At 69.3% G+C, this 23,965-nt stretch carries 23 protein-coding genes and 1 pseudogene; 13 read left to right on the top strand and 11 right to left on the bottom strand.

What is annotated here, in order from left to right:
• Positions 1–185: 185 nt before the first annotated feature.
• Entirely contained in the window at positions 186–1,574 is a 1,389-nt protein-coding gene (locus DYE07_RS07690) for an NAD(P)/FAD-dependent oxidoreductase (RefSeq protein WP_006947068.1), read from the top strand.
• A gap of 288 nt (positions 1,575–1,862) precedes the next feature.
• Here the strand turns inward: DYE07_RS07690 and DYE07_RS07685 are convergent, their stop codons facing one another.
• Positions 1,863–2,414: a hypothetical protein gene (locus tag DYE07_RS07685; RefSeq protein ID WP_062256229.1), complete on the bottom strand. Its 552-nt coding sequence runs from the start codon at positions 2,412–2,414 to the stop codon at positions 1,863–1,865.
• A 460-nt stretch (positions 2,415–2,874) separates the two neighbouring features.
• On the opposite strand from DYE07_RS07685, the gene DYE07_RS07680 reads away from it, so the two are divergent.
• A complete protein-coding gene (locus tag DYE07_RS07680; protein WP_038570071.1) occupies positions 2,875–3,915 on the top strand; it encodes an FUSC family protein in 1,041 nt (346 codons plus the stop codon).
• A 64-nt stretch (positions 3,916–3,979) separates the two neighbouring features.
• On the opposite strand, the gene DYE07_RS07675 is transcribed toward DYE07_RS07680, so the two are convergent.
• Positions 3,980–4,183, bottom strand: coding sequence for a hypothetical protein (locus DYE07_RS07675; RefSeq protein WP_006947152.1), 204 nt, complete (start codon positions 4,181–4,183; stop codon positions 3,980–3,982).
• Positions 4,184–4,441: 258 nt separating this feature from the next.
• Between DYE07_RS07675 and DYE07_RS07670 the strand changes: the two genes are divergently transcribed.
• Positions 4,442–4,894, top strand: coding sequence for a pyridoxamine 5'-phosphate oxidase family protein (locus tag DYE07_RS07670; protein WP_038566515.1), 453 nt, complete (start codon positions 4,442–4,444; stop codon positions 4,892–4,894).
• Between the two features lie 81 nt (positions 4,895–4,975).
• On the opposite strand, the gene DYE07_RS07665 is transcribed toward DYE07_RS07670, so the two are convergent.
• Both DYE07_RS07665 and DYE07_RS07660 read right to left on the bottom strand, forming a co-directional pair.
• Positions 4,976–5,584, bottom strand: coding sequence for an SCO6045 C-terminal-like domain-containing protein (locus DYE07_RS07665; RefSeq protein WP_115296688.1), 609 nt, complete (start codon positions 5,582–5,584; stop codon positions 4,976–4,978).
• The gene (locus DYE07_RS07660; protein ID WP_062256147.1) at positions 5,581–6,444 is read right to left on the bottom strand and encodes an MbnB/TglH/ChrH family RiPP precursor modification enzyme; all 864 of its coding nucleotides are present in this window, start codon (positions 6,442–6,444) and stop codon (positions 5,581–5,583) included. The genes DYE07_RS07665 and DYE07_RS07660 overlap by 4 nt, the downstream gene beginning before the upstream one ends.
• Positions 6,445–6,660: 216 nt before the next feature.
• Here DYE07_RS07660 and DYE07_RS07655 point away from each other — a divergent pair, with 216 nt between their 5' ends.
• The 7 genes and pseudogenes from DYE07_RS07655 to DYE07_RS07630 all read left to right on the top strand — a co-directional run bounded on the left by DYE07_RS07655 (position 6,661) and on the right by DYE07_RS07630 (position 13,691).
• Positions 6,661–6,963 carry an urease subunit gamma gene (locus DYE07_RS07655; RefSeq protein WP_062256145.1) on the top strand — a complete coding sequence of 101 codons (303 nt, stop codon included), beginning with the start codon at positions 6,661–6,663 and terminating at the stop codon, positions 6,961–6,963.
• Between the two features lie 11 nt (positions 6,964–6,974).
• Positions 6,975–7,271: pseudogene (gene ureB / locus DYE07_RS15140) on the top strand (urease subunit beta); the annotation flags it as partial.
• Positions 7,272–7,454: 183 nt separating this feature from the next.
• Positions 7,455–9,188, top strand: coding sequence for an urease subunit alpha (locus DYE07_RS07650; protein WP_370447740.1), 1,734 nt, complete (start codon positions 7,455–7,457; stop codon positions 9,186–9,188).
• Between the two features lie 95 nt (positions 9,189–9,283).
• The gene (locus DYE07_RS07645) at positions 9,284–10,054 is read left to right on the top strand and encodes an urease accessory protein UreF (protein WP_172462967.1); all 771 of its coding nucleotides are present in this window, start codon (positions 9,284–9,286) and stop codon (positions 10,052–10,054) included.
• Positions 10,055–10,133: 79 nt separating this feature from the next.
• Positions 10,134–10,898, top strand: a complete 765-nt coding sequence (gene ureG, locus DYE07_RS07640) for an urease accessory protein UreG (protein WP_082740464.1) — start codon at positions 10,134–10,136, stop codon at positions 10,896–10,898.
• Between the two features lie 117 nt (positions 10,899–11,015).
• Complete coding sequence (locus DYE07_RS07635; protein WP_074045887.1) at positions 11,016–11,798, top strand: urease accessory protein UreD; 783 nt, start codon at positions 11,016–11,018, stop codon at positions 11,796–11,798.
• Positions 11,799–12,032: 234 nt separating this feature from the next.
• Complete coding sequence (locus DYE07_RS07630) at positions 12,033–13,691, top strand: purine-cytosine permease family protein (protein WP_172462966.1); 1,659 nt, start codon at positions 12,033–12,035, stop codon at positions 13,689–13,691.
• A 220-nt stretch (positions 13,692–13,911) separates the two neighbouring features.
• Here the strand turns inward: DYE07_RS07630 and DYE07_RS07625 are convergent, their stop codons facing one another.
• On the bottom strand, positions 13,912–14,850 hold the full coding sequence (locus tag DYE07_RS07625; RefSeq protein ID WP_115296685.1) for a TIGR04222 domain-containing membrane protein: 939 nt from the start codon (positions 14,848–14,850) through the stop codon (positions 13,912–13,914).
• Positions 14,851–15,021: 171 nt separating this feature from the next.
• On the opposite strand from DYE07_RS07625, the gene DYE07_RS07620 reads away from it, so the two are divergent.
• On the top strand, positions 15,022–15,786 hold the full coding sequence (locus DYE07_RS07620; RefSeq protein WP_062257244.1) for an ABC transporter permease: 765 nt from the start codon (positions 15,022–15,024) through the stop codon (positions 15,784–15,786).
• Between the two features lie 394 nt (positions 15,787–16,180).
• On the opposite strand, the gene DYE07_RS07615 is transcribed toward DYE07_RS07620, so the two are convergent.
• The gene (locus DYE07_RS07615) at positions 16,181–16,360 is read right to left on the bottom strand and encodes a hypothetical protein (protein WP_006947113.1); all 180 of its coding nucleotides are present in this window, start codon (positions 16,358–16,360) and stop codon (positions 16,181–16,183) included.
• 242 nt (positions 16,361–16,602) lie between these two features.
• A complete protein-coding gene (locus DYE07_RS07610; RefSeq protein ID WP_006947001.1) occupies positions 16,603–18,108 on the bottom strand; it encodes a UDP-N-acetylmuramoyl-L-alanyl-D-glutamate--2,6-diaminopimelate ligase in 1,506 nt (501 codons plus the stop codon).
• A gap of 445 nt (positions 18,109–18,553) precedes the next feature.
• Between DYE07_RS07610 and DYE07_RS07605 the strand changes: the two genes are divergently transcribed.
• Entirely contained in the window at positions 18,554–18,856 is a 303-nt protein-coding gene (locus DYE07_RS07605; protein WP_006947131.1) for a hypothetical protein, read from the top strand.
• A gap of 69 nt (positions 18,857–18,925) precedes the next feature.
• Positions 18,926–19,603 carry a response regulator transcription factor gene (locus tag DYE07_RS07600; RefSeq protein ID WP_006946951.1) on the top strand — a complete coding sequence of 226 codons (678 nt, stop codon included), beginning with the start codon at positions 18,926–18,928 and terminating at the stop codon, positions 19,601–19,603.
• 88 nt (positions 19,604–19,691) lie between these two features.
• On the opposite strand, the gene DYE07_RS07595 is transcribed toward DYE07_RS07600, so the two are convergent.
• The 4 genes from DYE07_RS07595 to DYE07_RS07575 form a co-directional block, all read right to left on the bottom strand.
• Positions 19,692–21,158, bottom strand: a complete 1,467-nt coding sequence (locus DYE07_RS07595) for a sensor histidine kinase (protein ID WP_147286899.1) — start codon at positions 21,156–21,158, stop codon at positions 19,692–19,694.
• 191 nt (positions 21,159–21,349) lie between these two features.
• Positions 21,350–22,063, bottom strand: coding sequence for a phosphatase PAP2 family protein (locus tag DYE07_RS07585; protein ID WP_115296683.1), 714 nt, complete (start codon positions 22,061–22,063; stop codon positions 21,350–21,352).
• 219 nt (positions 22,064–22,282) lie between these two features.
• Positions 22,283–22,447 (bottom strand): 50S ribosomal protein L33, encoded by a 165-nt coding sequence (gene rpmG, locus DYE07_RS07580; RefSeq protein WP_038566531.1) that lies wholly within the window; start codon positions 22,445–22,447, stop codon positions 22,283–22,285.
• Positions 22,448–22,776: 329 nt separating this feature from the next.
• The gene (locus DYE07_RS07575) at positions 22,777–23,844 is read right to left on the bottom strand and encodes an enoyl-CoA hydratase/isomerase family protein (RefSeq protein WP_115296682.1); all 1,068 of its coding nucleotides are present in this window, start codon (positions 23,842–23,844) and stop codon (positions 22,777–22,779) included.
• Positions 23,845–23,965 lie beyond the last annotated feature (121 nt).

Genomic DNA, 23,965 nt, shown 5'->3' with positions numbered 1-23,965 from the left:
CAGGACCTGACGCGCGGGCCCCTCCTTCTGCGTGCAAGTGCACCTGGGTGCACTTGCACGCAGAAAGAGGAGGGGCTCTGGGAAGTCGCGCGGCTCACAGACCCCCGCTGCGCCTTACTGTCCGGTAACATCAGTCGTTTGGTCAGCGTTTCGCCGAACGTACTCGGCGGTTCTAGAGTTGTTGCATGGCTTTCACGCAGAACACCAACGTGCGTCCGCGCATCCTCGTCGTCGGCGGCGGGTACCTGGGTTTCATCACCACCAAGAAGCTGCTCGCCTCCCTCAAGGACGGCGAAGGTTCGGTGACGGTCGTCGACCCGAACCCCTACATGACGTACCAGCCCTTCCTGCCGGAGGTCGCCGCCGGTTCGATCGAGGCGCGTCACGCGCTCGTGCCGCTGCGCCGTCACCTCAAGGGTGCGGAGATCATCACCGGCAAGGTGACGTCGATCGACCACGCGAACCGCACGGTCAACGTCGACCCCGAGCTCGGTGACGACTTCACGCTCGAGTACGACCACATCGTCATGGCCGCCGGCTCCGTGCCGCGCGCGCTGCCGATCCCCGGCCTCGCCGAGGAGGGCATCGGTTTCAAGACGATCGAGGAAGCCGTCACGCTGCGTGACCACGTCCTCGCGCGCCTCGACGAGGCCGCCGTCCTCACCGATCCCGAGGAGCGCAAGCGTGCGCTGACGTTCGTCTTCGTCGGCGGCGGGTTCGCCGGCATCGAGGCGATCGCCGAGATCCAGGACATGGTGAAGGACGCCATCAAGTACTACACGCGTCTGTCGCCCGAAGACCCGCGCTTCGTGCTCGTCGAGGCCATGAGCCGCGTCATGCCGGAGGTCAGCGAGGAGCAGGCGAAGTGGGTCGTCGCCTCCCTGCGCGAGCGCGGCGTCGACGTCTACCTCGACACGCAGCTCAAGAGCTGCGAGAACAAGCACATCGTCTTGTCGACTGGCGAGGAGTTCGACGCCGACACGATCGTGTGGAACGCGGGCGTCAAGGCCAATCCCGTCCTCGTCGACTCCGACCTGCCGATCGACGACCGCGGCCGTCTCATGGTCGGCACCGACCTGCGTGTGCGTGACGACGAGGGCAACGTCGTCGAGGGCGCCTGGGGTGCCGGCGACAACGCCGCCGTCCCCGATGTCACGGGCATGGGCCCCGGCGGGTTCTGCGTGCCGAACGCCCAGCACGCGCTGCGTCACGCGCCCGTCCTCGCCGCGAACATCCTGACGACGATTCGCGGCGGCGGCGAGATGAAGCAGTACAAGCACAAGACGATCGGCTCCGTCGCCGGGCTCGGCGTCGGCAAGGGCGTCGCCCAGGTCGGCAAGTACGGCCTGCGCGGCCTGCCGGCGTGGATGATGCACCGCGGCTACCACGCGTACGCGATGCCGACACTCGAGCGCAAGGCACGCATCCTCGGCAACTGGGCCGTCGGCATGATGTTCGGCCGCGACGCCACCGCCCTCATGGACCTCGAGACGCCGCGCCACGCGTTCGTCGACGCCGCCAACTCGAAGCCGGCGCCGAAGAAGGAGCCGAAGCACGTCGAGGCCGCCAAGTGAGCTGACGCCCGACGTCGCCATCAGCGCGCGTGGTTCTGCGGTTCTGCCCGCGGAGCACGCGCGCTGTCGTGTGTGATGGGTGGCGCCCCGCCAGCTGGGTGAGGCTGACGGGCGGGCCCGGCCGCAACGGCCGTGTCTGAGTGGCCTGACGTGGAGGGCGCCGGGGCGATGGGTTCCGGCGTCAGGAGCGTCGAGAACGATGAAGGCGCCGCACCCTCGCTGGGGTGCGGCGCCTTCGTCATGGGCGGCGCGATCCGGTCGGTGACGCAGACCGTCGTCGCGGTGAGATCAGTTGCGGTAGTGGCGCCCGTCGGTGGCGCGCTCGTCGACGACACCGTCGACACGGTTGCCGATGACGTCGCCCTCGCCCGCGCGACGACCCTCGGCTGCGCGGTCGGTGCCGACACGCTCCGTGCTGATGTGCTCGGTGGTGCGGTGGTCCTCGGGGTAGCGCTCGACGTCGCGCTGCGCGACGCGCTGGCGGGCCTCGGCGGTCTCGCGCAGATCGTGCTCCTTGTCGCGCTCGGCGGCGAGGCGCTCACGCTCGCGCTCGGCCTCGAGGCGCTGCTTCTCGCTGAGCTGGTGCTCCTTCTTGAGCTCCTTCGTCTCCTTGTGCTGGCGGTACTTGCGCTTCGTGCCGGCGGCGATCAGGCGCGTCGCGGCCCACACGAGCAGCAGCGTCAGGGCGCCGAGGAGGAACACGGTGAGCGGCGTGAGGTTGGCGTCGATGCCGAAACCGTGGAAGTGGACGTCGTTGTTGTTCTCTCCGTTGAGCCCGAAGAGGACCCACAGGACGAGGGCTGCTGCGGCGATGAGCAGCAGGACGGCGAGAGCGAACATGGCAACTCCTTGTGCAGATCTGGCCGATCCGGGCGAGCGTCGCTCCGGATGGTGGGGGCGACGGCGCCGCCCAGCTTGCTGCTCACAGTAGGCGGTTGACGCAGACGGGTACAGCCCCCGCGGGGTGAGGGGGCGTAAGAATAGACCTCGAACGCCCCGTCATGGCTGGAGAGTGTCATGAGGTTGCTCGGGCGCTGCGTGAACCATCTCACACGATGGTCGAGTCTGAGAGCGGCGTGGGCTCGAGGGGTGATGACCAACCGCGGTGTCGGGGTCGTGACCCCAGCGTCGCGCGGTGGAAGGGGGCTGGAGGCGGTCGCTCGTCGCCCCGACGAGCCGTGTCGTCGTCATGAGGAGTGATGGGGTGGCAGGAGCTCTGCCTGGGTGGTGAGGAGTTGTGGCTGTGGCGTCCAAACGCGGCGCATCCGGCTGCTGCGGGCACGGCTTCTAGGATGGCGTGGTGACGACGCCTGCCCATCCCAGTTTTCTCCAGGAGTTCTTCCGCTTCGGCCCGCACGCGGGTGCTCACCGGGTGGCGGCGCGGGCCGGCGTTTCGGTCTTCGTCCCGCTCACTCTGCTGACGGTGACCGGGCACCTCGACTGGTCGGCGTTCGCGGCCTTCGGGGCATTCACGTCCCTCTACGGACGCGCCGCGCCGCATGCGGAACGCACGGCGTTGCAGGTGACGATCGCCGGCGTCCTCGTCATGGCGGTGACGCTCGGATGCGCCGTCGGGCTACTGCCGCATCACCAGTGGTGGCTCATCGCCGCCGGTGCGCTCGTCGCCGCGGCGGCGTCGTTGTTGTCGGACGCCTTCCGCTGGCACCCGCCGGGGCCGTTGTTCGTCGTGTTCGCGTTCACCGTCTGCGCGACGCTGCCCGCGGCGGCGTCGAACGTCGCCGTCGGCTTTTTCGTCTCCGCGGCGTCGGCTGCGTTCTCGGTGCTCATCGGACGTGTCGGCCTGTTGCGCGAGACGGGGGAACGTCGTTGGATTCCGTTGCCGCGGGCCAGGATCCGTGAGGCGTGGCAGGCTGAGGGGACGCGCGTGCACCTCGCCCGGTTCGTCATCGCGGTGGGCGCGGCGGGCGTCGTCGGCAAGCTGATCGGGACGCAGTACGGCGGCTCGCATCCCTATTGGGCGATGGTTGCCGCCGTCGCGGGATTGTCCGGCGCGACGCACCGGGCGCGCATGATCCGCGGTGGTCAACGGTTCGTCGGCACGCTGTTCGGCGTGCTCGCGGCGGCCGCCATCCTGCCGTGGCACCCCCAGGGTTTCGCGGCGGTGCTCGTCATCGCGGCGCTGCAGGTGGGCGCCGAACTGCTCGTGGGCCGCAACTACGCGCTCGCGCTGCTGTGCATCACGCCGCTCGCGCTGATGATGGGGCAGATCGTGCACGAGGTGCCCGTCGGGCCGCTACTCGTCGACCGCGCGGTCGAGACGCTCATCGGCTGCGGCGTCGCCCTCGTCGTCCTGCTGGTCGTGCGCGACCCCGCGCACTGACGGTGCCTGGGGCGGGCGGAGCCGAATGTGGACGAAGATCGCAGATGGGTGAGGTGCATCGCCGTCAGAAGGGGCGATAGGGCGGTTTGGGGCGTTTCGCCGGCTTCGACAGTTCTCGGGCGTTGTCGGGGATGCGGACGTGGCTGATGTCGCCGAAGTAGCGTTCGCGCTGCTGCCGTTCGATGCGGGTGTTGATGATGAGCAGGAACGCGACGATCGCGACCATGAGCACACCGGAGACGATCATGAGCAGCACCGCGGCCAGCATGTTCGTTCCTCCCTCGTCCCGTCGCTCCTCCCAGGGTAGTCGCGCCGGCCCTGATGCGGCGAGGCATGCGCCCCTCCCGTCGCGAGCGCTCGTTGCTGAAGACAGTGAGGAGCGGACGTGGCTCGTCGAAGTGCGGGAACGGGGCGAGCGGGCAGGGACGAAGGGCCCGGACGCGTCTTGCCCCATCGGCGGCTTCGACGCGGCAAGCTGGTGATGTCGAGAACGGCACGAGGACACGCCCGCCCGAAGGAGACCACCATGCCCGACTTCCAGGCCGACCACGACGTCATCAACGCCCTCGCCGAGGACGAGTGCTGGGCGTTCCTGGCGCAGCACGCGTTCGGGCGACTGGCATACACGCTCGTCGGTGAGGCGCAGATCGTCCCGATCAACTACGTCAGCGACGCGGGAGCGATCTTCTTCCGCACGGCCGAGGGCAGCAAACTGCTCGGGGTGACGATGAACTCCGACGTCGCGTTCGAGGTCGACGACCTCAACGGCAGTGGACGGTTCGGCGACGGCGAGGCGTCGAGCGTCATCGTCCGAGGACACGCTGAGGTGCTCGAGGGCGCCGAAAAGGCTCGTGCGGAACAGTTGCCGCTGCGCCCCTGGGTGCCGACGGAAAAACACACGATCGTCCGCATCACCATGACCGAGATCACCGGCCGACGTTTCCAGCTCTCCAAGCCCTGGCGCCACATGCAACCCTGACCCCACTGCGATTTCCGTCCACGTCCAGCGGGCGTCGACCGCGAACGGTTCTGTGTCGGTGTCTATCGTTCAGGTCGGTGCCTACCGTTCAGACGGGCGTCCGAGCGTCGTCACGCGACGGCCGCGGCGCACGAGCATGCCGCCGGGAAACCGTTCGACGGCGACGCGGGACGTGCGCCGCACCGGCGCCGTCGCCATGCCGGACGTGTCGGTCGGAAACGTCCAGAACAGGCGTGCCTCGGCGAGTTCGAGGTTGGCGGCGAGGGGGAGGTCGCCGCGTCGGCGCAACCATTGCGCGAACGCGTGACCGTCAGCGCGCGAGCCACGCGTCGGACGCTCGCGAGCGAACTCGGCGAACAACGGGTGCAACCGCGGGCCGAGTGACGCGATGAGGATCGACCACACGAACTGCAGCTCGTTCGCTCGCTTGCGCAGGAGCGCTCGCCGCGCGACGTCGAGATGACGAGCGTCGAAGCCGGCCGGGACGGACGCCAACCCCGTCAACGCTGCCACGATCTGCGCCTGGCGTGCGGCGAGATCAGCGTGTTCATCCGACGCAAATTCCATGGGGGACGCGGCCTCCGTCCTGCCGTCGAACTCGTGGGGGCGGCCCCCCTCGTCGGCGGATACGGGCGCGGACGTCGAACTGTCGCTGTGCCCGCCCGTCGACGATGCGCGGTGGATCGTCATTGCGCGGCCGTGACGCGCGGCATGCCGGCGGCGTCGGCGATGGCATCGAGCTCCGTGAGCAACTCCTCGGCAGGCGGGTAGTCGCCGTCGCGTTCGAGCATCGCGGCCGGGAATGTCGTGCGTCTCGAGAGCTCCGAGATGAGGTGCAGCACTTCGGGATTCACCGCGGCCGCATGCGTGTCGTGGTAGATCCCGTCGTTCTCGACCCCACCCGCCACGTGCATGTACGCGAGCCGTTCGAGGGGCATCGCGAGGGCCGTCTCGAGCGCATTGCCCCCGTGGTTGCGGGCGTTGGCGTAGACGTTCGCGATGTCGAGCAGCAGCAGCGCGTCGGTGCGTTCGATGATCTCGGTGATGAACTGTGCCTCGCTCATCTCGTCCTCGGGGTAGGTGAAGAGCGCCGCGACGCATTCGAGCGCGAGCGGGACGTCGAGCTCGGCCTGGACGCTGCGGACGTTTCGCACCATCACGTCGACGGCGGCGCGCGTGCGCGGCAGCGGCGTCAGGTGGCCGACCTCGACACCACCCGCTCGCACGAACGAGATGTGCTCACTGACGAGCGGCGCGCCCGTGATGGCGGCCGTCCCGACGAAGTGGGCGACGCGGTCGGCGTCGAGGCCCTCGGCGTCACCGAGCCCGAGCTTCACCCCGTGCGGGAGGACGGTGACGCCGCGCTCGCGCAGCTGCCTCAGGGCTGGCGGCATGCCGTGCATGACGGATTCGGCGACCACTTCGACCCACGTCAGGCCCGGTTGGGCGGCGAGGACGTCCGCGATCTCGGGGCGCCATCCGATGCCGACGCCCGCAGGCATCGACGTGGCCGGTGCGGGCCGTGTTGCGTCGGACGTCGTGATGCTCATGTCTCGCATGATGCCGCACCGACAGGTGTGGCGTGACGTCACCTGCTCGACTCTTGTGCATCTGCTCCAGGAATATGACGCACATTCCTCGGGCAGATGTGTATTTCTCGCGCAGCTGCGGCTCCGGCCCGCCGTACTCGCGACGATTCGTGGTCACCTCCCCTCCGCCAGGACCGGCGAAACACCCGCGAAACATCGCCTCGCTAACCTCCTGCCATGCATCTGACGCCCGCCGACACCGAGAAGCTGCTCTTGTCCGTCGCGGGAATGGTGGCGCGTGATCGACTCGAGCGCGGCGTGCTGCTCAATCACCCCGAGTCCGTCGCGCTGCTGTCGACGTGGGTCATCGAACGTGCCCGCGAGGGTCGCAGTGTCGAAGAGTTGATGAGCGCCGGACGCGAGGTGTTGACACGTGAGCAGGTGATGCCGGGCGTCGCCGAGATGATCCCCGACATTCAGGTCGAGGCCACCTTTTCCGATGGCCGCAAGCTCGTCACCCTCCATCACCCGATCGTCTGAAGGAACGAGCCATGTCAGCGAACTCAGGCCGTCGGCCGCAGGACGCAGCCGACGACCCAGCAACCCCCGGGGCCACGAGCGCTCCTGGCGCCATCCGCGTCGCCCCGGGGCACATCTCGCTCAATGCCGATCGTTCAGTGAACGAACGGCTGCGCGTCGTCGTCGAGAACACGGGCGACCGGCCGATCCAGATCGGCTCGCACCTGCATCTGCCCGACGCCAACGCGGCCCTCGCGTTCGACCGCGAGCTGACGCAGGGCTACCGCCTCGACATCCCGAGCGGCACGTCGGTGCGCTTCGAACCGGGCGTCAGCCGCGAGGTGGCGCTCGTCGCGTTGCGGGGCGAGCGGCGTGTGCCGGGGCTGCAGATACGCGACACGGCCGCGTCTTTCGGAGCTACCTCGCAGGCTGACGCAGGTGGGGCCGGCAAGTCACACGACGACATCGGGCCCGGTGTTACGGTCCCGCGCGGAACGGCGTCCCACCCCGAGGTGCCGGCTGTCCGCCCACGGCCGTCCGAACCGACGACCATCACACGTGACGCGTACGCCGCGCTCTATGGTCCGACGACGGGTGACCAGATTCGTCTCGGTGACACCGACCTGTGGATCGAGGTCGAGCACGACCACACCGTCGGCGGCGAGGAAGCCGTCTTCGGTGGGGGCAAGTCGATCCGCGAGTCGATGGCGCAGGGCCTCACGACCCGCGCGGGCGGGGCGCTCGACACCGTCATCACGAACGTCGTCGTCCTCGACCACTGGGGTGTGGTGCGCGCCGACGTCGGCATCCGTGACGGGCGCATCGTCGCGCTGGGCCGCTCCGGCAACCCCGATGTCGCGGACGGCGTGCACCCGGATCTCCACATCGGCCCGGGCACCGACGTCATCGCGGGGGAGGGGAAGATCCTCACCGCCGGTGGCATCGACATGCATGTGCACTTCCTGTCGACGTCGCAGGTGCACGAAGCGCTCGCGACCGGTCTGACGACGCTCGGTGGCGGTGGTACCGGCCCGTCCGAGGGGTCGAAGGCGACGACGGTGACACCCGGTGCCTGGCACCTCGGGCGCGTCCTGCGCGGCTTGGATCACCTGCCCGTCAACCTGCTGCTCATGGGCAAGGGCAACACCGTGAGCGCCGAGGGCCTCGCCGAGCAGGCGCTCGCGGGCGCGGCAGCGTACAAGGTGCACGAGGACTGGGGCGCGACGCCCGCCGCCATCGACGCTGCCCTGCGCGCGGCCGACGAGCACGGGCTGCAGGTGGCGCTGCACAGCGACTCGCTCAACGAAGCCGGTTACGTCGACTCGACGCTGCGCGCCATCGGCGGGCGCAGCATCCACGCCTTCCACACCGAGGGCGCCGGGGGCGGGCACGCGCCCGACATCATGTCGATCGCGTCGCACCCCAATGTCCTGCCCGGTTCGACGAACCCGACGCTGCCGCACACCGTCAACACGGTCGCCGAGCACCTCGACATGCTCATCGTGTGTCATCACCTCAACCCGGCGGTGGCGGAAGATCTCGCGTTCGCCGAATCGCGCATCCGGGCGACGACGATCGCCGCCGAAGATCTGCTCCACGACATCGGCGCGTTGTCGATGACGAGCTCCGATGCTCAGGCGATGGGTCGCATCGGTGAGGTCATCACGCGCACCTGGCAGGTCGCGCACGTCATGAAGTCACGCTATGGCTCGCTCGGCGAGACGCTGCCGGCCGACAACGAACGTGCCCGTCGGTACGTCGCGAAGTACACGATCAACCCGGCGGCCGCGCACGGCATCGACCATCTCGTCGGGTCGATCGAGCCCGGCAAGCTGGCCGACCTCGTGCTGTGGGAGCCCAAGTTCTTCGGCGTGCGGCCGTCCGTCGTCCTCAAGTCGGGTGCCATCGTGTGGGCTGCCCTCGGCGACCCGAACGCGTCGATCCCGACGCCACAGCCCGTGCTGATGCGCCCGGCGCTCGTGGCGGACGACGCTGCGTCGCTCGCGGTGTCATTCGTGTCGCCGGCGGCTGCAGAGAATGGTCTGCGGGAGTCGCTCGGGTTGCGGCGGGAGGTGGAAGCCGTGCGGCCGACACGCGAGGTGACGAAGGCCGACATGATCAACAACTCGGCGACACCGCGCATCGACATCGATCCCGAGACGTTCGCCATCGCCGTCGACGGTGAGCTCGTCACCCCGCAGCCGGCGACGGAACTGCCGCTCGCGCAGCGGTATTCGCTCTTCTGATCGCCATGTCCTGCTGCGGCTCAGCTCCCACGTCCGACGTCCGGCGTGCAGATGCACCCGGGTGCAGCTGCACGCAGGGGCGGGGCGGTGGCGTCATGAGGCCCGACGCGGCGACGGACGGTGTGGGGATGGCGAGCCTGCTGCTCGCTGATTCGAGGCTGCCTGTTGGCGGCTACACCGCCTCAGGTGGTCTCGAACCGGCGTTGCTCGGGGGATTGCCGGTGCACGAGGTGCCCGCCTTCATCGCGATGCGCCTCGCGACGGTGGCACGCGTCGAGGCGGGAACGGCCGTCGTCGCGTCCGCCGCCGTCCGTCATCTGCGTGCAGGTGCACCCGGGTGCACCTGCACGCAAGGCGGGGATGTCGCCACGGCCGAGCCCGTGCCCGTGCCCGAGCCCGCGTTCGCGTCCGAGGACGTCGCGTGGGCCTGGGCGGCCCGCAACCCCGTCGCGGCGGTGCGTGATTCGTCGATCGCCCAGGGGCGGGCGATGTTGCGCCTCGTGCACCGGCTGCGTCCTGACGGCCCCGCGGCACAGTGGCTCGAGGGGTTGCCCCGCCCGCTCACCGCCCGCGCCGTGGTCCTCGGCGCTTTCGCCGGCGAGCTGGGCCTCGACGGTGCGTCCGTCGCCCGCGTCGTCGGATATGACGACGTCCAGAGCGTCACCGCCGCCGCGTTGAAGCTCGAACCGCTCGACCCTGTGGATGCCGTGGCCTGGGCGCTCGATTCGGCGCCCCATCTCGACGACCTCGTCGCGGCCTGCGCCGACCTGGTCGCACCGTACGACATCCCAGTCCATTCCGCACCCCAGCTCGAGGCGTGGCATGCCGCTCACGCCGACACCGAGAGGAAGTTGTTCCGTGTCTGAGATCGCCATGACCTCGCGCCCCGGCAGTGAAGCCACCGCCACTTCCGGCATCGATACGCCCGCCGCCGGACAGGGCGCGATGACGTCCCAGAAGATCACGGTCGGCGTCGATTCGCGCCGTGACGCGGCATCGAATCCATCGCGCCCCATGCGGCTCGGGGTGGCCGGTCCGGTCGGTACGGGCAAGAGTTCGCTCATCGGCATGCTGTGCCGCGAACTCGGCGAGGAGATCTCGCTCGGCGTCATCACGAACGACATCTACACCGACGAAGATGCCCAGATGCTCAGGGCCGCAGGCGTTCTTGACGTCGATCGCATTCGCGCCGTCGAGACCGGGGCATGCCCGCACACCGCGATCCGTGATGACGTCAGCGCCAACCTCGTCGCCGTCGAGGATCTCGCAGCCGACCATCCTGACGTCGAGCTCGTCCTCGTCGAATCGGGCGGCGACAACCTGACGGCGACGTTCTCGCCGGCCCTCGCCGACGCGCAGATCTTCGTCCTCGACGTCGCCGGCGGCGGTGACGTCGTCCGCAAGGGCGGGCCGGGCATTGCACGCGCCGACCTGCTCGTCGTCAACAAGACAGACCTTGCGCCGCATGTCGGGGTCGACGCCGCACTCATGGAGCAGCAGGGCCGTGAGGCTCGTGACGGACGCCCTGTCATCGCGCTGTCGCGCACGGATGCGGCCTCCGTCGAGCGATTGACGGCCTGGGTGCGCGAGGTGCTCGCGGCCTACCAAGGCGGCGGGCACGTCGCGCAGGATCCGGGTCCGATGGCGCCGCATGTCCACGCCGACAGCGAGGGTGAGCACACGCATGACGGCGTCACTCACACGCACTGAGCGACGCGAGCCGTGCGCGGCCTGGGGGCCGAAACACCACATGGCGCCTGGCCGGGTTTCAGTCCTCGCGGAGCAGGAGGCGCGAGCGTGGGCTCCCCGGCCGGCCGGTGGTGAGCGATGAAGCTCCACGTCGAACGAGGCGCCGCGGGCTCAGCCGTTCGGGTCCGTACCCGCTCGAGCCTGCTTGCGCCGCGCATCCTGCGGGTGACGCCGACGTCCGCGCGCGTCGCCCTCGTCGCGACGACGGCTCTGCTGCTCGCGGGTGACGAGGCCGAACTCGACATCGTCGTCGGTGACGGTGTCGCACTCGAGATCGTCGAGGTCGCGGCGACGGTCGCCTACGCCGGGCGTGGGGGAGCGTGTTCCTGGTCGGCGAATCTGAGCGTGGCGGAGGGGGCGTCGCTTCGCTGGCCCGGGGAGCCGTTCGTCGTCGCCACCGACGCCCGCGCCACCCGGACGACTCGTGCGGACATCGCCGACGGTGGGTCGCTCATGCTGCGCGACACCCTCGTCCTCGGCCGCCATGGTGAGGCGGGCGGCGAACTCGTCGCTCGCACGGACATCTCTCATGCGGGGCGCCCGGCGCTCGTCGAGGAGTTTCGCCTCGCAGCCGACGACGACGCGCCCGGCATCCGCGGCGGGCGCCGCGTCGTCGATCAGGTGACGACGCTCGGCGCGGCCGCCATCCTGCAGCGGGCGCCGGGGGCACTGACGCGGGCAGACGCCGCAAAGCCGGCAGCCGCCGCGCCGGAGTCAACGCGCCCGGACTCGACGATGCTGGGCTCGGCGCCGGTGGGTCATGACCTCCCGGTAGGCGTCACGCGCCTCGACCTCTTCGCGCCTGGACGCATCGAACGCTGGCTGGGTGACGACGTCCACCTCAGCCCCTTACGGTGCTGACGGCGGGTCGCCGACGCGTCCGGCCCGCCGACGCCTCGTCCAGTCGCGATGTTGCCCGCTTTTCGCGGCGCGGGTGACCGAAAACGCGGGCAACATCGGGGTAGGGGGCTTAACTCTCGTGAAACATCGTCACGCGTCCGTCGAAACCTCGGCTGCCTAGATTCCTGCGTACCGAATGGCGATACCGCCACCTCGGTTGTCGAAACGCAGGACGAGAGCAGAGGGGCGCACAGCATGGCGACGTCGCAACTGGAACCACTGGTCGACGAGCGGGCCACCGCGTCCGCCGTCGGGACCGCGAAGGCGAGGAGCGAGACGCTGGAGGACTACACGCTGCGGTTCGCGCCGCGCAGTTATCGGCGCTGGGCCCCGGGCATCGTCGCGACGTCGGCGCTCGGTGGGATCGCCTACCTCGCCGACTTCTCGATCGGTGCCAACGTCGGCATCCAGCACGGCACGACGAACGCGATTCTCGGCATCCTCGTCGCGGCCGCCATCATCTTCGTGACGGGTGTGCCCCTCGCCTACTACGCGGCGCGCTACAACCTCGATCTCGACCTCATCACGCGCGGCAAGGGCTTCGGCTACTACGGCTCGGTGCTGACGAACGTCATCTTCGCGAGCTTCACCTTCATCTTCTTCGCGCTCGAGGGCTCGATCATGGCGCAGGGGCTCAAGCTGGGGCTCGGGGTGCCGCTGTGGGCGGGTTACCTCGTCAGCAGTCTCATGGTCATACCGCTCGTCGTGTATGGAATGAAGGCGCTGAGCAAGTTGCAGGTGTGGACGACGCCGCTGTGGTTGCTGCTCATGGGTGTTCCGCTCGTCTATCTCGTTCAGGCGCACCCCGGCTCGGTCGACACCTTCCTCGACTACAAGGGCGCCCATGGTGGTGGCGTCAGCTTCAGCGCCGTCATGCTCGCCGCAGGTGTCTGCCTCTCGCTCATCGCGCAGATAGCCGAGCAGATCGACTACCTGCGCTTCATGCCCGCGAAGACCCCGGAGAACTCGCGACGCTGGTGGACGGCCGTCATCGTCGCCGGCCCCGGCTGGGTCTTCTTCGGTGCACTCAAGCAGATGATCGGGCTGTTCCTCGCCGTCTACCTCATCGCCAACGTCGCGGGCGGTGCGTCGATCGCCAACGAGCCCGTGCACCAGTTCCTGTCGGCGTACGAGCAGATGATGCCCCACTGGCTCGCGATGACGCTCGCCGTCGTGCTCGTCGTCATCAGCCAGATCAAGATCAACGTGACGAACGCGTACTCCGGCTCGCTCGCGTGGACGAACTCGTTCACCCGTGTGACGAAGCACTACCCCGGCCGCATGGTGTTCGTGCTGTTCAACGTGACGATCGCCCTCGTCATGATGGAGGCGAACATGTTCGACTTCCTCAACGACATCCTGGGCTTCTACGCAAACCTTGCCATCGCGTGGATCGTGACCGTCGCGAGCGACATCATCGTCAACACCTATCTGTTGAAGCTCTCGCCGAAGACTCCCGAATTCCGCCGGGGCATGCTGTACGCGATAAACCCGGTCGGGTTCGTCTCCGTCATCGTCGCGGGGGGCCTGTCGATCGTGGCCTTCTTCGGCGGCCTCGGCAGTGGGTTGCAGGCGTACTCGCCGATCATCGCCGTCGTGCTCTCCGTCGTTCTGCCGCCCGTCATCGCCGTCGCGACGAAGGGTCGCTACTACCTGCGCCGCGACACCGACGGGCTGGCGCACGAGATGTTCGACGAGCACGGCAACCCGTCGGCGGCCGAGATCGACTGCGAGGCCTGCGGCGACGTGTTCGAACGCCCCGACATGCTGGCCTCCGCGACGGGTGACGGTGCTGTCTGCTCGCTGTGCGTCGCGACCGACCGCGACGGGAGACACGTACTGCCAGCACGGTGACGTGTGGCTTCCGTCGGATGGCTGACGTGAAGCTCCCTGCGTGAGTCAGCGTCGACGTGAGGAGCTGCGAAGGCTGTCGCGCACCCGCTGACGTTGCACGAGGAATGTGCATCTGCCCGAGAAATACGCAGCATGTTCCTCGGGCAGATGCGCATTTCTCATGCAGCTGACGCGGCAGCCGATGGTGCAGGCCTTGACGACGCGGTGGCCGTGCGGAGCGTCAGCTCGAGCAGCTGCTGCCGCCACCGCAACTCGAACCGCACGACGAGCCGCCGCAGGACGAGCCGCCGCCGCACGAACCCGAATTGCACGATCCTCCACTGCCGCAGCAGTTTCCGCCGCTGCACCAGGCGTCACCGGAACCGCCGGAATGGGTGTCGCACGACCAGTCGGAGCTCGACGTACCCGACGAGCACGTGTACCCGTTCGTACTCGACGGCTCTGCGCCCGAACTCGCCCTCGCGTGACGCTGCATCTCCTCGTCGACGACGTGGTCGCTCAGCCCCCATCCCAGGGCCGCGGTGGCCGGGAACGCGATGAGCAGCGGCCGCGTCCCGTACAGGCCGACGAAGTAGCCGAGCCCGCCGCGCATCGGTGGCTGCGTGAGCCCCGCCGCAGGGCTCGGCACGCGCAACCGCATCTGCTCCAGGGCCGCAGCCCCGGCATGCGTGCGGCTCCCCTGCCGTGTGGTGCGGACAGCACGCACGAGGTTGTACGCCCCGAAACACGTGAAGCCCAAGCCGACCAGCACGCCACCCACAGACTTTCCGGTGGCGGCGATGATCGCCATGGCGACCCCGAACAGGGTCATGAACGTCATCTTCAGGGTCTCGCCCCTACCGCCTCTGCGCGGCGGATTGAGCAGGCCACGGCGCACGGCGTCACGCTGCAGTTCGTCGAGCGCCGCACGCACGGCGGGGACGTTCTCGAGGCGTGGCGCGCGGCAACGGACGGCGTCGACGACCGCGCGCTGCAGGGGCGTGACGTCGGCGGGTGGGATCGTCCACGCCTCGAGGCGCCCGTACGCCGTCTGACGCAGATATCCCCGTTCGAGCAGATCCGCCGTCGCCGCCTGCAGTGCGGCTGCGCGGCCGTTGAGCATGCCGACCTGCTCGGGTGTCATGTCGCGTGCGCCGACGTGGTGCGCCTGGGTCGTCATGGTGTGCTCCTCCCCTTGAAACACATCATGCCCGCCGAACGCCTGACAGGAGCGAAACGTCCCGAACGCTGGGGCGAGTGCCCCCGCCGGCAGCCGGGCGGTGCGCGACGGGCGAGGCCCCTGGCGTCGTGCGGTGTGCGAAGCGGCGCCGGCGTCGGTGAGAATGGCCGTATGACAACAGGGTTCGGCTGGCACGTCGTCGTCGCCATTGCATGTCTGCTGGTGATGATCCAGGTCGGCTACCGGGCTTCGGGCGTCAAGCTGACGCGGACGTCGCTCGTCGCCGTTGCGCGTGCCTGTGTGCAGCTGACGCTCGCCGCCCTGCTCATCACGAGCGTCGTGCGCTACCTGTGGGCGTCGGTGCTCGCGGTTGCCGTCATGTTCATCGTGGCTGTGCTGACGACGACGAAGCGGTCGGGCGCGACGGACGTGCGGGCTCGGCTCGCTGCGGCGCTCGCGATGGCGGCAGGGCTCGTGCCTGTCCTCGTCATCCTCACCGTCAGCGGTGTCGTGCCGATGAAGGGTGTGTCGATCATCCCGACGGCGGGCATCGTCATCGGCAACGTCATGAGCGTGCACACCCTCGTCTCGCGGCGCGCGTTCGACGGGCTGCGCGAGGAGAAGAACATGTATGAAGCGGGGCTGTCGATCGGCATGCTGCCCCGCGACGCGATCAGCGAAGTCATTGCGCGACGCCTCCCCGAGTCGCTCATCCCCGTGCTCGACCAGACACGCACAGCCGGCATGGTGACGCTGCCCGGCGCGTTCATCGGCGTCATGCTCGGCGGCGGATCGGCCGTGCAGGCGGCTACGGCGCAGGTCGTCGTCTCGACGTCGATCCTGGCTGCGCAGGCCGTCACGTCGGCCGTCGAACAGCGCATGATCTGCGCACGGCGGTTGCTGACGCCCCAGCTGCGCGAGACGCTCATCGACTGACGGGATGCCCCATCGCCCGGCTGGCGACTTCCGCCTGACGTCTGGCGTGATCGACGTTCCTCGGCCTCGCACCTGCCGCCGGTGCCGCCCCGGACGTGACGAAGCCCGCGTCACCTGTGGTGAGGTGATGCGGGCTTCGTCGTCGACCACTGCGAGCAGTGGCGCTCGAAGGCTTGTGGCCTTCGAAGCTGACGGCCAGGTAGGCCAAGATCTTTTATAGCAAGTCGATCGACGCCGTCCTGAGTCGGGGTAAGTCCACTCCCTCGTCTGACTGAGGCTGCGCGGGTGGCCGGTGCATCCGTGGCGGCTGCGTCCCTGCGTGACGACGAGCCGTGGTGCGACGGGCTGGCGACGAGAGGCGCGGAGCGACGTACCTGGCGACGAGCGGTCTGCGTCAGTGCGCGGCGACCATGCGGCCGTAGTAGCTGGGGATGCTCTCGTGGCGTTCGAGGCGCACGGGACGGTTGGCCTTGACGATCTGGGCGCCCCACGTGGCGAGGAAGCCGAAGAAGGCGACGACGCCGACGGCGCTGATCGTCATGAGGATCCAGAAGACGGTGTTGAGGTTGTCCATGGGAAACGCTCCTTCTACATCTGTAGTGCTGGTGTCTGATGTGAACACTACGCCTGTAGTAAGAGTGTGGCAAGCGGGGGTGGTGTCACCTCCGACACAATGGGTGCCCGCGCCCGCGCCCGCCGTCCCCTTCTGCGATTCCCGTCCACATCGGCGACCTACGTCCCCCTTCTACGCTTTTCGGTCACCCGTGCACGCCGTTCGTAGAGGTGGACAAGAACCGCAGATGAGGACGGGGGGCGTCAGAGCTCGGCGAGCAGCTCGGTGACGACGGTGGTGTCGTGGAAGTCGACGTCGCCTCCGGGCAGGTGCTGCACGTGCTCGTGGCCCTTGCCCGCGACGACGACGATGTCGCCCGGGCGCGCCTGTGTCAGCGCCTGACGGATGGCGTCGCGGCGGTCGAGGACGATCGTCGTGTTCGACGGATCGGCGCCCGCCATCACCTCGTCGGCGATGGCCTGCGGATCCTCGTCGTACGTGTCGTCGTTCGTGATGATGTTGACGTCCGCGAGACGACTCGCCGCCTCGCCCATCTTCGGGCGCTTCGCCGGGTCGCGCCGCCCCGCTGCGCCGTAGACGCAGATGACACGTCCGCCTTCGCTGCGGACGCCGCCGTCGGCGTGGTCGCGGCCCACGACCGCGCGCGCGACGTCGAGGACGAGTTCGAGGCCGACCTCGGTGTGGGCGTAGTCGACGACGACCTCGAAGCCCTTCGCGGTGGCCGCTGGCACGCGCTCGAAGCGGCCCGGCACCTGTGCCATGTGGGCGACGGCGCCGACGAGGGTGTCGAGCGGCATGCCCATCTCGAGCGCGATCGCGGACGCGCCCGCGACGTTGTGCACGTTGTAGTCGCCGAGCAGCGGCATCTGCAGCTCGATGACGCCGGGGGCGTCGCGTCCGTCGAGGAAGCGCTCGGGCGTCGTCAGCGTGAACGCCGTGCCGCCATCGCTGGGGTGAACCTTCGTGATGCGGTAGTCGGCGTTCTCGCTCACGCCGAACCCGAGCGTGCCGGGCACCTCGGCGACGATGCGCGCTCCGTAGGCGTCATCGACGTTCGTCAGCTTCGGCCCGTCGGTCCACTCGAAGAGGCGCCGCTTCGTCAGGAAGTAGTCCTCCATCGTGCCGTGCAGGTCGAGGTGGTCGCGGGTGAGGTTCGTGAACAACGCTGCGGCGTAACGGGTTCCGGCGACGCGGTGGAGGTGGATGCCGTGCGAGCTCGTCTCGAGCACGACGTGCTCGACGCCCGCGTCACGCATCCGCGCGAGGTTGCCCTGCACCTGCGGAGCCTCACCGGTCGTGCGGACGGCCGGCTCGCGTTCACGGCCGACGACGATCTCGGCGGTCGTCAGCAGGCCCGTCTTCTCCTCGCCGTACGCGGCGCTGAGGATGCCGTGCAGGACGTAGCTACTCGTCGTCTTGCCGTTCGTGCCGGTGATGCCGTAGACGGTGACGTCGTGGCTCGGATGCCCGGCCGTCGCGGTGGCGAGGGCGGCGAGCGCGACGCGCGCGTCTGGCACGACGACGGTCGGAGCACCCTCGACGTCACGCTCGGCGACGACAAGGCTCGCCCCGTTCGCGAGAGCCTGCGGCACGAACGTCACACCGTCGACGGTGAATCCGGGGATCGCGACGAACGCGCCACCCGGCTTCGCGGCCCGAGAATCATGGGTGACGGCGTCGATGCCGTCGACGCTCTCGGGCACGCTCGCGCCCAGGATCTTCTCGAGTTCTGCGCGGCTCACATACACCCTGCGAGCCTAACAACGCGTGGCCGAACGCCCGTCGCGCCGCGCGGGGAACGGTGATGTCGTCTGGTGCGTCGCAGTGTGGACATGCTCGAGCGGCGACGTGAGGAGAGGCAGAGTGCAATGGGCGAGATGACTGGCACAAGGCCTCAGGAGGGCGCGGCAACCCGCGGCCGAGAAGCGCGCTTCGGGCCGGAATCGGCGTCGTCAGCGTCGTCGCGGCGATCGTCGGCCACTTCTTGATGCTCGCCGCCCGGTCATGACGATGAGGGCCGTGCTGACCTGCGCCGAACCCGACGGTGCGTGCGTTCGACGCCCGGACCCCTTTGTGTGCAAATGCACCCGGATGCATTTGCACACAAAGGGGATGAGGACGCACGGTTCGCCCCACAGCCACGCCACAGGCGCGCACGAGGTGTCGCCTGGGTGTGACGCGCATCGTCGAGGCATGAACCTCGCCCCGCGCTCACGCTTCACCGACCTCGCCGTCGCCTGGGTCGCCGCCGTCGCCGCGATGTTGGCGCTGGGCACCGTCGTCGGGCAGCTGATCGGCGACGTATGGCCCGCGTCGGCCTGGGGGTCGCTCGCCTCGTCGACGCTGCTCCTCGCGCCCGTCGCACTCGCCATCGGTCTCGCCGGATGCTGGTGGCTGACGCGCCGTCGCGCCGCCGTCGAACCGCTCGAGGTGCTCGGCATCGGGCTTGTCGCGCTGCCCCTCATGCTCGCCGGGTGCTGCATCGTCACGTCCTGACGCATCGCGTCGGCTCACCGGTGTCGTGTAGACCTGGGGCATGACGATCGACGCGCGCGAGGAGGCGGCATGAGGGTTCTGCTCGTCGAGGACGAGAAGCACCTCGCCGACGCTGTCGCGAGCGGTCTGGGGCGTGAGGGATTCGTCGTCGACGTCGCCGGTGACGGCATCACCGGCCAGTGGCTCGGCGCGCAGAACCCGTACGACGTCATCGTCCTCGACATCATGCTGCCCGGCCGCAACGGTTACGACGTGCTCGCCGGGCTGCGCCGCGACGGGGTGTGGGCGCCCGTGCTCATGCTGACGGCGAAGGACGGCGACCTCGATCAGGTCGACGCGTTCGACCTCGGCGCCGACGATTACCTGACGAAGCCGTTCAGCTTTCCCGTGCTCGTGGCGCGGCTTCGGGCGCTCGCGCGACGCGGTGCGCCGGAGCGGCCGACGGTGCTCGACGTCGGCGGGCTGACGATCGACCCGGCGCGCCACGTCGTCATGCGTGGTGACGTCGAGATCTCTTTGACGGCAAAGGAATTCGCGCTGCTGCTCTACCTCGCGCGACGTGGCGGAGAGCCCGCGTCGAAACCTGAGATCCTCGACAACGTGTGGGGCGCCGACTTCGAGGGCAACGACAACGTCGTCGAGGTGTACGTCGGGTATCTGCGTCGCAAGATCGACGCGCCGTTCGGCACCGCCAGCCTCGAGACGGTGCGGGGTCACGGCTACAGGTTGGTTGAGGCGGCGGAGTGACGCTCGCCGAGCGGTGGGCGCCGCAGGGGTGACGCTGAGGCGAGGGGCGGACGCGGCGGGCCGCATCAGGTCGGGGGGCGTATGAGGCTCAGCCCAGCGGCAACCGGAGTGTGAAGCGGCACCATCCGTCGGGTGATTCTTCGGCGACGAGTGTCCCGCCGTGGGCCTGAACGATGGCCCGCGCGATGGCGAGCCCGAGGCCGCTGCCGCCGGCGTCGCGGCTGCGGGCGTCATCGAGGCGGACGAAGCGGCCGAAGATCGCCTCACGATCGCCGGCGTCGAGAACGCTTCCGTCATTGTCGACGGTGAGAACGGCTGTTCCGCGTGCGTCGTCGTCAGAGCGCTCGTTCACTCGGCCCGCCCCGTCCCTGTCCGTGGCCGGCTCGCGGTTGCCGGCATCCTCCACCCGCGTCGTGACGCGCACGGCACTCGTCGCGTGACGCAGCGCGTTGTCGACGAGGTTGCGCACGACCTGCGCGAGGCGCTCGCCGTCAGCGACGACGCGTACGGGCGCGAGGTCGGCGCTTACCACGACCGGCTCGCCGTCACGGGTCGGGGAAGCGCTGCGGGCGCGCAGCACCTCGGTGTGGGCGACGTCGTCGAGATCGACGTCTCGCAGGGTGAGCGCGAGGGCGTCATCGTCGGCCCGTGCGAGGGCGAGCAGCGACTCGACGATGCCTTGCAGCCGCAGCGTCTCGGAGTGGATGACGCGCGTCGATTCGGACGGTTCGGGGTCGGTCTCGGTGAGGGTGCGGATCGTCGCAAGGGGGCTGCGTAGCTCGTGGGAGGCGTCGGAGATGAACGCGCGCTGGCTCGCGTCGGCGGCGTCAAGACGGTCGAGCATCGCGTTCATCGTGATGGCGAGCCGCTCGATCTCGTCGCCCGTCGCGGGCACCGTCACACGTTCGGGACGGTGGGAGGAGCGGATGCGTTCGACGTCGAGACGGATACGTTCGACGGGGGCGAGCGCGCGCCCGACGACACGGTGGATGCCCCAGCCGGTGACGACGAGCAGGCATCCCGCCGTCAGGGCGAGCAGGACGATCGTCGTGTCGACGATCGTGTCCTCGTGGTCGATCGGCGCGGCCGCCACGACCCAGCGCTCGGCGCCGGATCGCGTGTGCGCGGCGAGCGTCACGACGACGTAGTGGTCGCGGTCGCCATCGAGGGTGATCTCCGTGCGACGCGTGCTCTCGGCGGGGCGGGCGAGGGGCGTCGAGGCGTGGGAATCATTGGTCGCGAGCAGCGCGCCCGAGGCGTCGAGCACCTGCACGACCTGGGTGTGGACGCCCGCGGCACGCAACGCTGCGGAGGCGTCATCCGTCGTGCTGAGTTCTCTCGCGACCTGCTGCGCCTCCGTTGTCGCGCTGTCGCCTGCGCTCGAGGTGAGGATCTGCCTCAGCCCGAACGTGAACGCCGCGAGCGCGATGGCGAGTGCGACGAGCGCCGCGACGACGAACGTCGCGACGACCCGCACGCGCAAGCCCCGTACGCGGCGAGGGAGGTGATAATGCACCCCCTCACCGTATGCGGGGCCTGTGAGTGGGGTGGTCATCGATTCGTCCTCGACGTGCGGCAGTGGTGTCGGCCGGTCGACGGCCGGGGCGTCGGTGGGGTCGTTGTTCGTATGTCGCTGCCTGGGCCGGGGGTCGTCCGGTGTGGCCCCGGTCGTGGGTGGGATGCTCGCTGGAATGTCGATGCCGGCACCCCGCATTGTCCGGGGCCCGCAGGGCGTCGGCGCAGTCGTCAGTGGTCCAACCGGCGTGCGACGAGCGGCGCGAGTGCTGCGCCGACGAGCGCGAATCCGGTGACGAAGACGAGGGAGGCGGCGACGTCGCCGAGGAAGTGAGCGCCGAGGTAGAGACGCGACGCCGCGACGACGAGCGCGAACGGGATGCCGATGGCGAGGACGAGGCGCGTGGATCGACCGAGCGAGCGAGCCGCGAAGAACACCCCCGCGACGATGGCTGCGGCGAGCGCGGTGTGGCCGGACGGGAAGCTGTCGCGCGCCGTCTCGTGTACCAGGGCGTGCACCTGATCCGCCGGCGGGCGCGCGCGTGTGAAGACGAGCTTGAGCGACGACGTCGCGAGCCACAGGCCAGCCGTGCTCAGCGCGAAGATGATGGCTGCTCGACGGTGGCGCATGAAGAGCAGCGCCGCGACGATGGCGACGAGCAGCGGGCCGACGATGGGGCCGATGACGACGTCGATGCCGTGCGCGAGGCTGACGAGCGGGCTGAGGCGGTCGTGCGAGAGAGCCGTGTCGAGGCCGAGCTCGCCCGTCGCCGCAGCACCTTCGTGGGTGATGACGGCGCCGAGGCCGAGCCCGCCGGCGACGAGCGTCGCGCCGGCTGCGCCGGCCTTGGCGGTGAGGTGGTGTGCAGCGGGCTTGGCTGCGGGGGCGCGGCGGGCGTCGGTGGTCGGCGAGCGACGGGGGCGGGTGGCGACGACGGACGACATGAATGGCCTCTCTCGGCGAGCGAGCATCCACGGGGTGCTCGCCTGGATGGTGAATGGTTAGACCTCATCACCGGGTGGCTGAGAAAGAGCTAAGAGAGGGGGCTAGGGCGGGCCCCGGCCATGTGAGGACCGGGTCCGCCGTTCGAGGAGTGGGGGCGCACGCATCAGCCGAGGAGCGACGTTTCGCTCCTCGGCTGTCTGACGCGTGCTCCTGCGAGGTCAGCGGGCTTCGGCGAACTCGACGATGCGGCGCGCGATCGGGTCGTACTTGCGCAGCACGAGACGGTCGGACGTCGTGCGGCGGTTCTTGCGCGTCGTGTAGCTGTAGCCCGTCCCCGCGGTGGAGCGCAGGGTGATCTTCGGGCGGTTCGTCGTGCGGGTCATGATCTTCTCCTTCGTTCGACGGTGGGTTCAACATCGACGAAGTGAGAATCATTCCCATATAGGCGGGCGTGGCGTCGGGGTCCGTGGCAATCGCACGAGATGGCGAGTAACTCATGAGTGGGCGGGAAGTGGCGCGCCAAGTGTGAGTTGCCCGCCATCCTGCGCGAGCACCGGGGATGCGACGCGCTCGTGACCATCACGACTGTCTCCACCGCGGGCGTCGTCGCAATGGCCGTTGAATGTGGACAAGAATCGCAGATGGGTACACGCCAGTGCGAAGACGAGTCCCCGGCGACGCCATGAGTGCGCACCTGCGTCCCGCCGAGGGGTCAGCCCTCGAACAAGCGCGCGACGTCGGCGTCGCTGACCTCGTCGAACGCGGCCTGCGACCACATCGGCTGACGATCCTTGTCGACGAGTTGCGCGCGCACACCTTCGACGAAGTCGCCGTGTTCGATGAGGCCGCGCGCGAGCACCATGTCCTCGGCGAGCACCTCGTGCACCGAGTCCATGCCCGCCGCGCGCCGCATCGCCTCGACCGTCGCGGCGACAGACAACGGTGAACGCTGCGTCAGCAGGTCGGCCGCCTCACGTGCGGCCTCGACGTCGGACGCGCGCAGCGTCTCGAGCACCTCGGACGGCGCGCGCAGATGCTCGCCGGAGCCGAAGGCCTCGTCGATCCAAGCCCGCTGCGCACCGAGAGGTGCATTGCCAGCGGCATCGAACGACGCGAGCCGCGCGACGGCTCCGTCAACGTCAGCACCCTCGGCGAGACGCTCGAGAACCGTTGCCCACGAGTCGGATTCGATGACGACGTCACTCAGCCCGACGTAGCAGGCGTCGGCGCCACCAACCGTCGTGCCTGTCAGTGCGAGGTAGGCGCCCGTGCCGCCCGGCGCGCGCGAGAGAAGGTAGAGCGCGCCCACGTCGGGGAAGAATCCGATGATCGTCTCGGGCATCGCGACCCTCGTGCGCTCCGTCGCGACGCGCAGCCCGGCGAACGCCGAGATGCCGACGCCGCCACCCATGACGATGCCGTCTTGATGGCTGACGATGAGCTTCGGGTAGTCGGCGATGAGCGCGTTCATGCGGTACTCGTCGCGGAAGAACTCGAACGCGCGCTCGCCGTCGCCGTCGACGAACGCTTCACGGACGCTGCGCACGTCACCGCCCGCGCACAGGCCGCGCTCGCCGGCGCCCTCGATCGTGATGGCGGTGACGGAGTCGTCGTCGCCCCAGTGCTCCAGCGCGGCGCTCACGGCGTTCACCATGTCGGTCGTGAGCGCGTTGATGGCCTTGGGCCGGTTCAGCAGGATGCGCGCGAGTGAACCGCGACGGGCGACGAGGACGTCCGGCGTCGCGGTCTCGGTGAAATCGTCGGTCGTCGTGTCGGGCATGCGCGCCTCCTCGGGCGGGTGCGGCCAGTGCGGCTGGTGATCCCGGTCACCATAACCTCCACGCCCGACAACCCCGCCATTCCGCGGAAAGGGAGGGAGCGGCGAGCGTGTGGGCCCGTAC

This window comes from Dermacoccus nishinomiyaensis (assembly GCF_900447535.1).
Lineage (GTDB): Bacteria > Actinomycetota > Actinomycetes > Actinomycetales > Dermatophilaceae > Dermacoccus > Dermacoccus nishinomiyaensis.
The sequence above is the reverse complement of the archived record's forward strand: the minus strand, read 5'-3'. Positions and strand labels throughout refer to the sequence as shown.